The 13,463-nt window shown below is 63.9% G+C and carries 12 protein-coding genes and 1 tRNA gene; 5 read left to right on the forward strand and 8 right to left on the reverse strand.

The genetic code is table 11. The annotated features are described in order from the left end of the window. The first annotated feature begins 120 nt into the window (after positions 1 to 120). Together ZAL01S_RS02005 and ZAL01S_RS02010 are read left to right on the forward strand one after the other, a co-directional pair. The gene (locus ZAL01S_RS02005; RefSeq protein WP_066079364.1) at positions 121 to 2,352 is read left to right on the forward strand and encodes a carbon starvation CstA family protein; all 2,232 of its coding nucleotides are present in this window, start codon (positions 121 to 123) and stop codon (positions 2,350 to 2,352) included. Between the two features lie 12 nt (positions 2,353 to 2,364). Then, complete coding sequence (locus ZAL01S_RS02010; RefSeq protein WP_066078906.1) at positions 2,365 to 2,556, forward strand: YbdD/YjiX family protein; 192 nt, start codon at positions 2,365 to 2,367, stop codon at positions 2,554 to 2,556. 66 nt (positions 2,557 to 2,622) lie between these two features. On the opposite strand, the gene ZAL01S_RS02015 is transcribed toward ZAL01S_RS02010, so the two are convergent. From ZAL01S_RS02015 to ZAL01S_RS10560, 4 genes are all read right to left on the reverse strand, one after another. Further along, complete coding sequence (locus ZAL01S_RS02015; protein WP_066078909.1) at positions 2,623 to 4,767, reverse strand: 3-hydroxyacyl-CoA dehydrogenase NAD-binding domain-containing protein; 2,145 nt, start codon at positions 4,765 to 4,767, stop codon at positions 2,623 to 2,625. Then, positions 4,767 to 5,996, reverse strand: a complete 1,230-nt coding sequence (locus ZAL01S_RS02020) for a thiolase family protein (RefSeq protein ID WP_280464600.1) — start codon at positions 5,994 to 5,996, stop codon at positions 4,767 to 4,769. The genes ZAL01S_RS02015 and ZAL01S_RS02020 overlap by 1 nt, the downstream gene beginning before the upstream one ends. Positions 5,997 to 6,105: 109 nt before the next feature. Beyond that, the gene (locus ZAL01S_RS02025; protein ID WP_083522968.1) at positions 6,106 to 7,302 is read right to left on the reverse strand and encodes a ribonuclease D; all 1,197 of its coding nucleotides are present in this window, start codon (positions 7,300 to 7,302) and stop codon (positions 6,106 to 6,108) included. Then, entirely contained in the window at positions 7,299 to 7,886 is a 588-nt protein-coding gene (locus ZAL01S_RS10560) for a DUF3000 domain-containing protein (protein ID WP_066078915.1), read from the reverse strand. The genes ZAL01S_RS02025 and ZAL01S_RS10560 overlap by 4 nt, the downstream gene beginning before the upstream one ends. An 81-nt stretch (positions 7,887 to 7,967) precedes the next feature. On the opposite strand from ZAL01S_RS10560, the gene ZAL01S_RS10565 reads away from it, so the two are divergent. Then, on the forward strand, positions 7,968 to 9,164 hold the full coding sequence (locus ZAL01S_RS10565; protein WP_066078918.1) for an alpha/beta hydrolase family protein: 1,197 nt from the start codon (positions 7,968 to 7,970) through the stop codon (positions 9,162 to 9,164). Here ZAL01S_RS10565 and ZAL01S_RS02040 read toward each other — a convergent pair. From ZAL01S_RS02040 to ZAL01S_RS02050, 3 genes are all read right to left on the reverse strand, one after another. Then, the gene (locus ZAL01S_RS02040) at positions 9,134 to 9,916 is read right to left on the reverse strand and encodes a RibD family protein (RefSeq protein ID WP_066078921.1); all 783 of its coding nucleotides are present in this window, start codon (positions 9,914 to 9,916) and stop codon (positions 9,134 to 9,136) included. The genes ZAL01S_RS10565 and ZAL01S_RS02040 overlap by 31 nt on opposite strands. 2 nt (positions 9,917 to 9,918) lie before the next feature. Beyond that, complete coding sequence (locus ZAL01S_RS02045; RefSeq protein WP_066078924.1) at positions 9,919 to 10,359, reverse strand: SufE family protein; 441 nt, start codon at positions 10,357 to 10,359, stop codon at positions 9,919 to 9,921. 98 nt (positions 10,360 to 10,457) lie between these two features. Beyond that, on the reverse strand, positions 10,458 to 11,354 hold the full coding sequence (locus tag ZAL01S_RS02050; RefSeq protein ID WP_066078927.1) for a sulfurtransferase: 897 nt from the start codon (positions 11,352 to 11,354) through the stop codon (positions 10,458 to 10,460). A gap of 225 nt (positions 11,355 to 11,579) precedes the next feature. Here ZAL01S_RS02050 and zapE point away from each other — a divergent pair, with 225 nt between their 5' ends. Beyond that, the gene (zapE, locus tag ZAL01S_RS02055) at positions 11,580 to 12,575 is read left to right on the forward strand and encodes a cell division protein ZapE (RefSeq protein WP_083522971.1); all 996 of its coding nucleotides are present in this window, start codon (positions 11,580 to 11,582) and stop codon (positions 12,573 to 12,575) included. Between the two features lie 69 nt (positions 12,576 to 12,644). After that, complete coding sequence (locus ZAL01S_RS02060) at positions 12,645 to 13,175, forward strand: DUF456 domain-containing protein (RefSeq protein ID WP_083522972.1); 531 nt, start codon at positions 12,645 to 12,647, stop codon at positions 13,173 to 13,175. 68 nt (positions 13,176 to 13,243) lie between these two features. On the opposite strand, the gene ZAL01S_RS02065 is transcribed toward ZAL01S_RS02060, so the two are convergent. After that, a tRNA-Val gene (locus ZAL01S_RS02065) sits at positions 13,244 to 13,319 on the reverse strand. Between the last annotated feature and the right edge of the window lie 144 nt (positions 13,320 to 13,463).

Here is a 13,463-nt window from a genome sequence, read left to right on the forward strand (position 1 = left end):
AGCCGTTTCTCAGCTGAGACGGCAGTTTCCAAACTTGAGGGAGACGCAATGACGAGTTCAACTCGGGAACAGGTGGAGCCAACGACGGCTCCACGCGATTGGGCAGAGCAGCCGATTGAGATGCCGACTGACCTACCCCCAACCTCGGTCGATCCGGACGCCAAGAAGGGCAAGCTCTGGAAGACCATCCTTGTCTGGTCGCTCGTGGGCCTGCTCGGCGCCGTGAGCTGGACGATCCTCGCACTCCACCGTGGCGAAACCATCAACGCTGTCTGGTTCGTCTTCGCTGGTGTGTGCTCCTACTTCATCGCGCACCGCTTCTACGCGAAGTACATCGAAAACAGGGTGGCAATGCCGGACGACCGCCGTGCAACGCCCGCCGAATACGCGGCCAACGGTAAGGACTTCGTTGCTACCGACCGCCGCGTGCTCTACGGTCACCACTTCGCCGCTATTGCAGGTGCTGGCCCCCTCGTCGGCCCGGTCCTTGCAGCCCAGATGGGCTTCCTGCCAGGCACGATCTGGATCATCCTCGGCGTGATCTTCGCCGGTGCGGTCCAGGACTACCTGGTGCTCTTCTTCTCGATGCGCCGTAAGGGCCGCTCGCTCGGCCAGATGGCCCGTGAGGAACTTGGTCCGATCGGTGGTACGGCAGCAATCTTCGCCACGCTCATGATCATGCTCATCATCGTGGCCATCCTCGCCCTGGTCGTCGTGAACGCTCTCGGCGAGAGCGCCTGGGGTGTCTTCTCCGTCTCGATGACGATCCCGATCGCCATTTTCATGGGCTGCTACCTGCGCTTCTTCCGCCCCGGCAAGGTCATGGAGATCTCCTTCATCGGCTTCGGTCTCCTCCTCGCCGCGATCATCGGCGGTGGCTACATCGCAGGCACCGAGTGGGGCCAGGCGATCTTCCACCTCGACAAGATCTGGATCGCCATCGCGATCATCATCTACGGCTTCGTTGCCGCTGTGCTCCCGGTGTGGCTGCTCCTCAGCCCCCGCGACTACCTCTCGACCTTCATGAAGATCGGCGTCATCGCCATGCTCGCTGGCGCGATCCTCATCGTTCGCCCGGAGATTTCGGCCCCCGCCTTCTCCGAGTACATCGGTCGTGAAGACGGCCCGATCGTTGCTGGTTCGGTTTTCCCGTTCCTCTTCGTGACGATCGCCTGTGGTGCACTCTCCGGCTTCCACGCCCTCATCTCCTCGGGTACGACCCCGAAGATGGTGCACAAGGAACGCCAGACCCGCTTCATCGGCTACGGCGGCATGCTCATGGAATCGTTCGTCGCACTCATGGCGATCGTGGCAGCGCTCTCGATCGACCGCGGCATCTACTTCGCGATGAACGCACCCGCCGCCGCAACCGGTGGCACGGTCGAGACCGCAGTCCAGTTCGTGAACAACCTTGGTCTCACGAACGTGAACCTCACGCCGGACATGCTCACGCAGCTTGCCCAGAACGTGGGCGAGAAGTCGGTCGTCTCGCGCACTGGTGGTGCACCGACCCTCGCAGTCGGTATCGCAACGATCATGCAGCACCTCACAGGCCCGGGCCTCATGGGCTTCTGGTACCACTTCGCCATCATGTTCGAGGCGCTTTTCATCCTCACGGCTGTCGACGCCGGTACTCGTGTCGCCCGCTTCCAGCTTCAGGAGGCCGTCGGCAACATCTGGCCGAAGTTCGCCGACAACAATTGGAAGCCCGCGGTCTGGGGTGCAACGGGTCTCATGGTCCTCGGTTGGGGCTCGATCCTCATCCTCGGCGTGACCGACCCGCTCGGTGGTATCAACACCTTCTTCCCGCTCTTCGGTGTGGCAAACCAGCTCCTCGCGGCCGTCGCGCTCGCTGTGTGTGCCTCGATCGTCGCGAAGCGTGGACGTCATGCCTTCAAGGTGCTCTGGGTGGTCCTCGCCCCGCTCGCCTTCGACCTCGCCGTGACGCTCACCGGTTCGTGGTTGAAGATCTTCTCGCCGAACCCGAAGGTTGGCTACTTCGCCAACATGCACGCTTTCCAGAACGCACTTGCTGAAGGCAAGACGAGCTTCGGTAGCGCGAAGAACGTTGAGGCGATGCAGGCTGTTGTCCGAAACACGATGGTGCAGGGCTCGCTCTCGGTAGTCTTCGCCATCCTCACGATCATCGTCGTGGTGAGTGCGATCGTCTCCATGGTGAAGTCGTGGAAGCTCGACGGCCAGCCGACGACCGAGCCGCGTCCCATCCCGAGCCGCACCTACGAGCCGTCGGGTTTCATCCCGACTGCCGCTGAGCGTGAGGTTGAGCAGCAGTGGGATGCGCTCCCGGTTGACCTTCGCCTGACAGCATCCGCAGACGGAAAGCACGCCTAAACGGTGACGACCATGTCGAATGCTCGTGACGTCGCGCGCCGCTTCTGGAAGGGGCTTCGCGGCGTCATGGGCGCGGATGCCTACGACCGCTACCTCGCACACCACCAGCGGCATCACCCGGGTGAACCGGTGATGACCGCCCGCGAGTTCTGGCGCGACAAGGCGGACGAACAAGACCGAAACCCGGGCGCGCGCTGCTGCTAGCGTTCGGGAACGCGAAAGGGGTTGGCCCAGTGAGTGATCACTGGGCCAACCCCATTGCTGTGTGCCCTATCGGTGGGCGGCACCACGCTTCGGCGGCGTGTGGAAGGTGCCGCCGAAGGCCTTCTCAGATGCGCCGACTCGGTCGAGGAACGGCGTGAGGCCACCCGCCTGGAATGGGTATCCGGCACCGAGGATGAGGCAGAGGTCGATGTCTTCCGCCTCGGCGACCACGCGCTCGTCGAGCATGTGCTTGACTTCGTCGGCGAGACCCACGAAGACCTCGTCACGGAACTCTTCGGCGGTCTTGTTGCTCTTCGGAATGCCGCCCTGAACAAGCTTCACGGCCTTCTTGTCGAAGTCCTTGATCTTGCCCTTGCCGTCGCGGTCGAAGATCTTGCCGTAGTCGGCAAGCTTGTGCAGATTTTCGGATGCGTGGAAGCGCTCCGGGAACGCGGTCGCGTTCGTGTCGAGGACGTGCGCACCAACCTTGAGCCCGACAAGCTCGAGGAGTTCGAAGGGCGTCATCGGGAGCCCGAGTGGGTCGAGCGCATGGTTCACCGTCTCAAACGGCATGCCGGTGTCGACGGCGTGCATGGCGTCACCGAGCACCTTTGCGAGGATGCGGTTCACCACGAATCCCGGCGTATCCGTCGTGATGACCGCATTCTTCTTAAGGTTCTTCGCGGTAGCCATCGCCGTTGCGAGCGTCACATCGTTCGTCTTCGTCGTCTTCACGACCTCGATGAGCGGCATGACTGCCACCGGGTTGAAGAAGTGGAACCCAACCACGCGCTCCGGGTGCTCGAGGTCTGCCGACATCTCTTCAATGGAGAGGCCCGAGGTGTTCGTGGCGAGGATCGCCTCGGGGGAGATGATCGCCTCCATCGAGGCGAAGACATCCTTCTTCACCTGCATCTCTTCGAAAACGGCCTCGATGACCCAGTCGCAGTCCGCGAATTCGCTGCGGTCGGTCGTGCCGTGCACGAGTGCCTTGAGGCGGTTGAGCTCGTCATCCCCGATGCGCTCCTTGGCGTGGAGCTTGTCGAGTTCGCCGTGAATGTACTCGAGACCCTTGTCGACGCGAGCCTGGTCGAGGTCGGTGATAACGACCGGCACCTGGAGGCGGCGGACGAAGAGCGTCGCGAACTGGCTTGCCATGAGACCTGCGCCGACGATGCCGACCTTTGTGACGGGGCGTGCAAGCTCCTTGTCGGGCGCGCCGGCAGGCTTCTTCGCGCGCTTGTTCACGAGGTTGAACGCGTAAATTGACGCGATGAACTGGTCGCCGGCGATGAGATCGGCGAGTGCCTCCGACTCCATCTGGAAGCCCTTCGCGACAGCACCAGACTTCGCAGCTTTGAGGATGTCGAGCGCCCGGTACGGGGCGAGTGGGACCGTGCCGAGCTTGTCTTCGAGCGTCTTCTTCGCGACGTTGATGGCGATGTCCCACTTCGTGAGACGCTCCATCTTGCCGGGTGCGTAGGGACGCTTCACCTCGATCTCGCCGCCGAGGACCGCATCCGCCCACGCAAGTGACTCCTCGAGGAAGTTCACTGCGGGGAACATGGCGTCTGCGATGCCGAGTTCGAAGGCCTGCGGGCCCTTGAGCATGCGGTTGTTCTTGAGCGGATTCGAGATGACGACCTCGAGCGCTTTCTCAATACCGATGAGGTTCGGAAGCAGCGTCGCCCCACCCCAACCCGGAACAAGGCCGAGGAAGACTTCCGGCAGCGCGAACGCCGGCACGGACTCGTCGATCGTGCGGTACGTGGAGTTCAGGCCCACCTCCACGCCGCCGCCGAGTGCCATGCCGTTGTAGAAAGTGAAGCTCGGAACAGGGAGTGTGCTCAGCGAACCGAGCACTTCGTGGCCGAGCTCACCAAGCTGCAGCGCAACCTCACGGCTCGGGATGGCGTCCACCTGGGAGAGGTCGGCACCTGCGGCAAAGCAGAAGCGCTTGCCCGTGACACCAACGGCCTGGATCTCACCGGCCTCGGCGCGGGTGTGGAGCTCGCGGATGGTCTCGCCGAGCGCCACGAGCGTGTGCGGTCCGAGCGTGTTCGGACGCTTGTAGTCACGACCGTTGTCGAGCGTGATGAGGGCGAGAATGCGCCCTGAAGCGAGGCGAATATCGCGCACATGGGCGTGTGTGACGACCTCGTCGCGGGAAGCATCAAGGAGTGCGGCGTACTGCGTTCGGAGTTCTGACATTATGCGCGTCCCTTCGTCGACTGTCCTGCGCGTGCGTGACGCTTTCCATTCCAGTGCGGGTTCTCCCAAATGACCGTGCCGCCCTGTCCGAGGCCGACGCACATGGCCGTGATGCCATACCGCACCTCGGGGTGCTGCTCGAACTGGCGGGCGAGCTGGGTCATGAGGCGCACGCCCGAGGAGGCGAGCGGGTGTCCGAAGGCGATCGCGCCACCGTACGGGTTCACCGCCGGGTCATCGGCGTCGATCTTGAAGTGGTCGAGGAACGAGAGCACCTGCACGGCAAAGGCTTCATTGAGTTCAAAGAGGCCGATGTCGTCGATCGTGAGCCCCGCCTTGGCGAGTGCCTTTTCGGTGGACGGGATGGGGCCAAGTCCCATGACGTCCGGCTCCACGCCTGCGAAGGCGAAGGTCACCATGCGCATGCGGGGCGTGAGACCAAACTCCGTGACGGCCTCACCGGAGGCGAGGATCGCTGCTGTTGCACCGTCGTTCAAGCCAGAGCTGTTGCCGGCGGTGACGCGGCCGTGCGGACGGAAGGGGGTCTTCAGCGTGGCGAGTGTCTCGAGGTTGGTGTCGGGTCGGAGGGTTTCGTCGCGCGTGGCGAGATCCCATCCGGTCTCCGACTCAATCGCGACCGGTACGAGGTCAGGCTGGATATCGCCGTTCTGGTAGGCGAGGGCCGCCTTCTGCTGCGAGCGCATCGCAAAGTGGTCAGCGCGTTCACGCGTGAGCTCCGGGAAACGATCGTGCAGACGCTCCGCGGTCTTGCCCATGTTGAGCGCGTCTTCGCTCACGAGCTTCTCCGCGACGAAGCGCGGATTCGGTTCCGCGCCCGCACCCAGCGGGTGACGTCCCATGTGCTCGACACCACCGGCGATCGCAATGTCGTAGGCACCGAACCCGATACCCGACCCCATCGTCGTCGTCGTGGTCATGGCTCCTGCACACATGCGGTCAATCGCAAGACCGGGCACCGACTGGGGGAGCCCAGCAAGCATTCCGGCGGAGCGGCCGAGCGTGAGCCCCTGATCGCCCTCTTGCGTGGTGGCCGCGATGGCCACGTCATCGACCCGATCCAGTGGAATGTTCGGGTTGCGGTCGAGGACACCTCGGATGGCTTTCACCACCAGGTCGTCGGCTCGGGTCTTCCAGTACATGCCCTTTTCACCGGCGCGTCCGAACGGCGTCCGGATGCCGTCGATGAAGTGCACTTCGCGAGTTGACACTGTGCCTCCACATTGTTGCATCGTTGCTTGGCACACATCGTAGGGAGGCTCTCCTGAAGAACGACTTGACTGGACAATATCGACGAGCGCGAACTGTCTCTACGTGAAGTTATTTGTCGAAACTCACCAGAACCGCGGCGAGCATAGTTGCGGTCTCCTCGATCTGCCAGGGGCGAGCGCCGAGCGAGACAAGCTCGATGGCCACGCTTGCCGGGGAAACGGGCTCCGGCGGATTCCACGCGAGATGGCGCAGGTGATCAGGAGTGAGCAGGTTCTCGATCGGGAGCGAACGCTCCTCGGCTAGCTCACCGACGAGGTGCTTCACTGCCTGGTAGCGCTCATGCGCAGCAGGGTGGCGCTGCTTCCAGCTGCGGTGGTGCGGCATCGCGTCCGGGTCTCGCGGTGGCGCCTGGAACGGCGCAAGATCAGCATCACGGCCGCGCTCAATGGCTTTCCACCACCGGTCAAGCTCAGTTCGGGACTCGCGGCCCTGGAACTCCTTAAGCTCGGCGAGCTGCTGCTTCGTGCGCGGCGGCTTCTGGGCAATGAGCGCCATGGAGCGGTCGGGGACGAGTCGGCCGGGGGAGACGTCCCGGGTGCGGGCAAGTTCATCGCGGGCGTGCCACAGCTCGTGCGCGATGGCGACGGTTCGGGCGTGACGGGTGCGGGTGCCGACGAACTTCATCCAGGGTTCGCGTTTCGCGGGCACTTCCCGGGCGAGCACGGAAGCGAATTCCTGCTGGGCCCAGACGGACTTGCCTGCCTCGGCGAGCTTCGTTTCCAGGACATCCCGAAGGTCCACAAGCACCTCAACGTCAAGAGCCGCGTAGGCCAGCCACGTTTCGGGCAGAGGGCGAGTTGACCAGTCGTCCGCGGAGTGGGCCTTTGCAAGGCGGACGCCGAGAAGTTCTTCCGTGACCGCACCGAGGCCAACACGCTCGAGACCGAGCAGGCGCGCTCCGAGTTCAGTGTCAAAGATTCGGACGGGATGGAGGCCCAGCTCGCGCAGGCAGGGCAGATCCATGGCGGCGGCGTGGAAGACCCACTCTTCGTCGGCGATGACGTCGTTGAGGGGTGAGAGGTTCTCAAAGGCCAGCGGGTCGATGAGGAGCGTCCCGGCACCTCGGCGATATATCTGCACGAGGTAGGCGCGCTCAGAATAGCGGTAGCTCGAAGCGCGTTCAGCATCGAGTGCAACGGGCCCGTGACCTGCTTCCAGGCGCGCACATGCGGCCTCGAGCTCCTCAGGGGTGTCGATAAGGTCGAGGCCGCCCTCGCTCAGACGCTCAGTATCTCGGTCGCTCACGCGCGCCTCCGGGGACGAAGAACCGTCACGCCCTCACTCTCAACCGGCGGAAGACCCGCGAGCATGCACAGGAGTTCACCCCAGGCGGCGGCATGTGCGCCGAGGTCGAGGTCGCGCGGCGTCCACGAGGCGCGGAGTTCAATCTGGGCACCTTCGCCCTGCTCGGCAAGTTCGCCGTATCCCTTGGAATTAATGGTGGTGGCGGTCCCAGAGGGGTGATCGTAGGCAGCGCCGCGTGAGTCGAGCGCGTCAATGAGCCACGACCAGGCTACATCGGCGAGGAAGGGATCCACGCCAATCTCCGTTTCGAGCGGCGCCTGGGCAAAGCAGACGACGCGGAAGTCACCACGCCAGGCTTCCGGCTCAGCCTCGTCGTGCAGCAGGATGAAGCGGCCCGTGCCGAGATCGGAGTCCTCGCCGTGGACTCGCGGCTGGACGTCGCCCGAGAGTGCAAGGGCCTCCGGCGCGAGATTGGCTGGTGGACGGATCTCGCTCACGACGAGCTCAGAGCGGAACTCGACGGCGCGCACGGAGGCTGCGGCCGCATCGAAGCGGGGAGCTACACGGTGCAAGGAGACAACCACGCTGGCGAGATTAGACTCGACACGACCATGCCTCACCCAGGCGCGCCGATTCCCCGCGCCCCTGCCCAGAAAGAGCGAGACATGTCCGAGCCGCAGCGTCACTGTGCATCGACGATTGCGTCTGCCCTCAAGGTCACGAGCTGGGCGCTCCTCGGTGCCTTGATCACGCTTGGTGCCGTCACGGTGACCAGCACGGTGACTGCGGCGCGGGCCATTGTTCGTCCGGCGAAGCGCAAGCGCGAACCCGTCCGGGTCATGCGGGCGGATGAACAGACGCACACGCTCACGACGCGGGCTGTGGTCGAGGCTCGTGCGCCAGGCAGCTACACGGTTCTCTACCGGGACGGTGTTGCCTTGCTCGGGGACATCGTCGAACAAACCCGGCGGAGCGTGACCCGGCGCGTGGTCGCGTGGAACGGTGCCGCGCCCTGGGATGCCCAGTGGGTGCGGTACACCTCCGCACCCGAACTCACGCACACCGAGCTCGAGATCCCGGTTGAAGACGTTGAGATTGCTACGGAACTCGGCGCACTTCCCGCGTGGCTGTTCCCGCAGGCATCCTCGAACGATGATTGGGCGATTCACGTTCACGGTCGCGGTGCGAGTCGCCGCGAACCGCTGCGTGGTGTCCGCCAAGCGCATCGCGAGGGGTGGACGAGTCTCGTCATCAGCTACCGCAACGACGCCGATTGGCGGCCGAGCGCCGATGGACGCTACGGCCTCGGGCTCACCGAGGCGCAGGATGTCGCGGCCGCGCTGCGGTACGCACGGTCTCACGGTGCGACGCGCATCATGCTCGTGGGGTGGTCGATGGGTGGGGCTGCTGTGCTCGCGACGCTCCTCGACGGGGACGCGGAAGACGTGGTTGCCATCATGCTCGAATCGCCCGTCACGAGCTGGCTCGACGTCTTCCGGTTCGAAGCGCGGGAGATTGGACTCTTGCCGTGGATTGCGCCGCTCGCGTGGCGCCTGCTCCGTTCGCCGCTGGCTCCGCTCACCACGGGTGTCGCCGACCCGCTCGAACTCGAACGGCTAGAAGTGCACGAGCGTGGGGATGAACTTCGCGTGCCGATCCTCATCCTGCATTCGAAGCAAGATCGCGTCGTGCCGTACCGCTCAAGCCGCAGACTCCACCGACTACGGCCGGAGCTTGTTCAACTCGAGATCTTCCCGCGCGGCCTCCACACGCGCCTGTGGAACGACGACCCCACACGGTGGAACGATGTCGTCCGCGCCTGGTTCAGGCGTCACCGCTGCCCTCGTCGGGCGGAGAGGTGAAGGAGGCACTCTTCGCGTACGAGTCGGTGATAGAGGTAGCCGAGCTCGTCAGAGGCCAAGAGATAACGCTGCCAGTGCTGTTCGCGACGAGAGCCGGGGAGGTCAGTGGCATCCGGCGCACCGAAGACAGGCGCCTCGGTGAGACACACTTCGTCCAGGAGTTCCGCGTCGAGGCACTGGGTGATGAGGCGGTGTCCACCTTCAACCACCACACGTCCGTACCCCTCATCGGCAAGCACTGAACGCAGGGCCGACACGTCGACGGCGTCGTCCTTGAGCGGGGGATGTAGGACGGGTGCCCCGGGGAGCGTCTCGTCAACCCGCGCACGTGCGACAGGCGGGCAGAGCACGAGGCAATTCGTCTCGGCTTCTTCTCGCGGGAGCCGGTGGCCGCTGAGATTTCCCGAGCCGGTGACAATAACGAGCGTGCCGCCGCCAGTGGGCGCATGCTGCTCGTTTCGCACGGTCTCCGCACCGACGAGCACGGCGTCACTCATCGCTCGAATGCGCTGCAGGATAGCCCGGTCGGCACGGTTCGAGAGAGAGTCGCTTGTCCCATCAGGGCCTGCGACCTTGCCGTTCAGGCTGCCGATCATGTTCATCCGCCACCACGAGGCTGGCGTCGTATACCAACGGTCAAGCTCTGCCTTGGCTGTGTCGTTGCCGAGGTCGATGGTGGGCGCCACATCTCTGCTGCGCGAGCGCAGGAGCGTGAGCTGCGTAGCGCTCGGCATGGAGTCGATCGCTGCCACAGCTAGCCTTCGTTGCCGGCGAGTGCCTCACGCACCTGCCGCTTGGCGCGGGCAATCATGCCAACCATGCCGCGCAGACGCAGCGGCGACACGATGCGCGTGAGTCCGAGCTCGAAGGGCGTGTCATCCGGGAGTGCAAGAAATTCCTCGGAACCCAGGCCTTCGACACCCTGCGCGAGGATCGACGCGAAACCGCGCGTGGTGGGCGCCTCCTTGGGGGCCGTGGCGTGAATGTGCACCTTCTGCTCGTCGTCGAGTTCCGCAAAGAGGTAGACGGGTGACTGACATTCGAGCACCTGCTCCATGAGGTCAGGGTGGTCCGCGAGGTGCTCGGGAAGCTCAGGCAGATCGTTCGCGAATTCGAGGAGCAGGTTGAGCTTCTCCTGATCCGGCAGCGCCTCAATGTCGGCGCGAAGCTCAGTGAAGAACGCGGGCAGAGTCATACAGCTCCTCGAAATGTGCCGGTGTTTCGTCGAACGAGACGACGCCCCACGAGGGTACCGAACCGGCCTGTCTCGAAGGGCGTCGTCGCAGGATCGAGTCAGCGGGGGAGGTCGCCGCGTTCTTCGCCAGTCACGATCGGAGCGCCGACAAGGGAGCCCCACTCCGTCCACGAACCGTCGTAGTTGCGCGCACCGTCAATCCCGAGCAGGTGCTTGAGCGCGAACCACGTGTGACTCGAGCGCTCACCAATACGGCAGTACACGATCACGTCGTCGCTGTCGTTCAGGCCAGCTTCGTTGCGGTAAAGCGCGTTGAGTTCTTCGATTGGACGGTAGCGGCCCGTCTCATCTACGGCCTTCTTCCACGGCACGGATGCTGCGGTCGGTACGTGTCCTGCGCGGAGCGCGCCTTCTTCGGGGTAGTCCGGTGCGCTCGTGCGGGTGCCAGCGTATTCCTCGGGGGAGCGGACATCGATAAACGGCTTCCCGAAGTGCTGCATGAGGTCGTCACGGAAGGCGCGGAGCGTGCGGTCGTCGCGCTCGATGACGGGGTAGTTGCTCGGGGTCGGCGTCGGTCGCTCGGTCGTGAGTTCGCGGCCCTCGGCGATCCATGCATCACGTCCGCCATCCATGAGGCGAACGTCTTCGTGACCAAAGAGCTCGAAAATCCAGAGCCCGTATGCCGCCCACCAGTTCGACTTGTCGCCGTAGAACACGACCGTGTCGTCGCGCGAGATGCCGCGTTCGGACAGGAGCTTCGCGAAGCCTTCCCCGTCAACGAAGTCGCGGCGAACCGGGTCGTTGAGGTCCACATGCCAGTCGAGCTTGAGGGCGCCAGGGATGTGCCCAACTTCATAGAGGAGGACGTCTTCGTCACATTCCACGATGACGAGTCCTTCGTCGCCGCGGTGGGCTTCCACCCACTCGGTTGACACGAGCCGCTCGGGGTGAGCGTAACCGGCGAATCGATCGTTGACTTCTGCGGGAACGGGCATCAGAGACTCCTCGGGACGACGGCCTGCTCGAGGTTGGAGCGAACAGCAATCACTCAGCGTAGGCGATTGTGCTCTCCAACTCGTTCGCGCCGCGAGAAATGTCGAAGTGTGACGCGCGTAGGCTGTACCCCCGAACCCTGCCCCTGTTTGACGAAGGATGTGCGCGTGAGCGACGGCCGAATTCTCCATCTCACTGAACTGCAGCCGGAGGTCACGCCCGAGCAAATGGTCGCGGCGCTCGTGCCGCCGCCGCAGTTCGATACGGCGAGTTTCGAGAGCTACCGGCCCGACCCTGAATACCCCTCGCAGGCAGAAGCGGTTGAGATGTGCATGCGCTTTGCCGGGAAGAAGCCGCAGACGAAGTCCTCGGGTGGCTTCTTTGGCATGTTCAAGCGTCAGCCCGAAATGAAGCCGGGCATTTATCTTGATGGTGGCTTCGGTGTGGGTAAGACCCACTTGCTCGCCTCGATCTGGCACGCACACCCGGGCCGCAAGTACTTCGGCACCTTCCTCGAGTACACCTCGCTCATTGGTGCCCTCGGCTACCAGGAGGCCGTGCGTACGATGCGCGGCTGCCAGCTCATTGCTATCGACGAGTTCGAGCTCGATGACCCGGGCGACACGATGATGATGTCGAAGTTCCTCGGCGAGCTTGTCGACTCGGGTACCTCCATTGCGGCCACGAGTAACACGCCGCCGAATGCCCTCGGCGAAGGCCGCTTCGCTGCCCAGGACTTCCTCCGTGAGATCACGAAGCTCGCGGATGTGTTCCAGACCCTCCGTATCGACGGCACCGACTACCGTCGCCGTGATTTCGAGGGCCACGCGGTGCGCGTGAGCGACGGGAGCCTCGCCCGCCTCGTGGATGAGCGCGTCAAGGCCGGGGGAGTCGTGGCACACGACCGCTTTGACGATCTGATTGCCCACCTCGCGAAGGTGCACCCCTCGAAGTACATCCGGATGATCGAAGGCGTCACAGCACTCGCCCTCGATGACGTCCACGAGTTGCACGACCAGGCAGATGCCCTGCGCTTCGTGGCGTTCATCGACCGTGTGTACGACGCGGAGATCCCGATCATTGCCTCGGGCGTTTCGCTCGACGGCATTTTTGCTGGCGGCATGATCGACGGCGGCTACCGCAAGAAGTACCTGCGCTGTGTCTCGCGACTCATCGCGTCCACTGGCGCAGCGAACATTCCCGAGGCAGACCACCTCTCGTAGCGCATGCCCGTGCGAGACGGCCCGCTCCATTATCAGGATGAGCGCCTGCTGTCTCGATAGCGTCGAAGCATGCAAATTGGCGATGTGACGATCGATCCGGACATTCTCGCCGCGATTGCGGCGGTCGTGCTGTCCATCATTGGCCTCTTTGGCATCGTGCTGCCGGTGTTGCCCGGCAGCATCACGATTGCCGTGGGATTCCTCATCTGGGCGATCGTGAGTGGCACGGTCGGGGGATGGGTGTTCTTCGGCATTGCCGCAGTGCTGCTCCTCATCGGCAACATCAGCGGTGCCGTGTTGACAGGCCGTGGACTGAAACAGCGCGAGATCCCGACCCGAAGCGTCACGATCGCCATCCTCGTCGGCATTGTCGGCATGTTCGTCTTGCCGGCGTTCGGCCTCCTGATCGGCTTCGTGGTTGGCCTTGTGGGCGCCGAGTACTACCGCGTGCGCGATTGGGGGGATGCGGTGGACTCGAGCCTCGCAGCGCTCAAGGCCCTCGGCATCGGCATGCTCATCGAGATGGGCTGTGCGCTCACCTCGGTGCTCTTGCTTGCTGTCGCGATCGTGTGCCACTTCATGTGGTGGAACGCGAACTAGGCGCACACGATATGTCTCGCCAGAGACAGTAAATGGCCCCGCAGGAGTGTTCCTGCGGGGCCATTTCGTGGTGGGCGATGCCGGGCTCGAACCGACGACCTCTTCCGTGTGAAGGAAGCGCGCTACCAGCTGCGCCAATCGCCCTTACAACGAGGATCAACTATGCCACAAAAATGCACGCTTTGCATCGCGATCGGCATGCTCGCACGTCACGTTCGTCACACGAGTTCACGCGCGTCACGTTCGCCACGCCGTGTGACCTGGGGTTTTAAGTTGTTGTTGGGTGAG

Source organism: [Zimmermannella] alba NBRC 15616 (assembly GCF_001570905.1).
In the GTDB taxonomy this organism is placed as follows: domain Bacteria; phylum Actinomycetota; class Actinomycetes; order Actinomycetales; family Microbacteriaceae; genus Pseudoclavibacter; species Pseudoclavibacter albus.

What these genes read in the sequence shown, in the direction of transcription:
- ZAL01S_RS02005 (WP_066079364.1), top strand. Translation starts at nt 121, where the DNA reads ATGCCGACTGACCTACCCCCAACCTCGGTCGATCCGGACGCCAAGAAG.
- ZAL01S_RS02010 (WP_066078906.1), top strand. Translation starts at nt 2,365, where the DNA reads ATGTCGAATGCTCGTGACGTCGCGCGCCGCTTCTGGAAGGGGCTTCGC.
- ZAL01S_RS02015 (WP_066078909.1), bottom strand. Translation starts at nt 4,767, where the DNA reads ATGTCAGAACTCCGAACGCAGTACGCCGCACTCCTTGATGCTTCCCGC.
- ZAL01S_RS10565 (WP_066078918.1), top strand. Translation starts at nt 7,968, where the DNA reads ATGTCCGAGCCGCAGCGTCACTGTGCATCGACGATTGCGTCTGCCCTC.
- ZAL01S_RS02045 (WP_066078924.1), bottom strand. Translation starts at nt 10,359, where the DNA reads ATGACTCTGCCCGCGTTCTTCACTGAGCTTCGCGCCGACATTGAGGCG.
- ZAL01S_RS02050 (WP_066078927.1), bottom strand. Translation starts at nt 11,354, where the DNA reads ATGCCCGTTCCCGCAGAAGTCAACGATCGATTCGCCGGTTACGCTCAC.
- zapE (WP_083522971.1), top strand. Translation starts at nt 11,580, where the DNA reads ATGGTCGCGGCGCTCGTGCCGCCGCCGCAGTTCGATACGGCGAGTTTC.
- ZAL01S_RS02060 (WP_083522972.1), top strand. Translation starts at nt 12,645, where the DNA reads ATGCAAATTGGCGATGTGACGATCGATCCGGACATTCTCGCCGCGATT.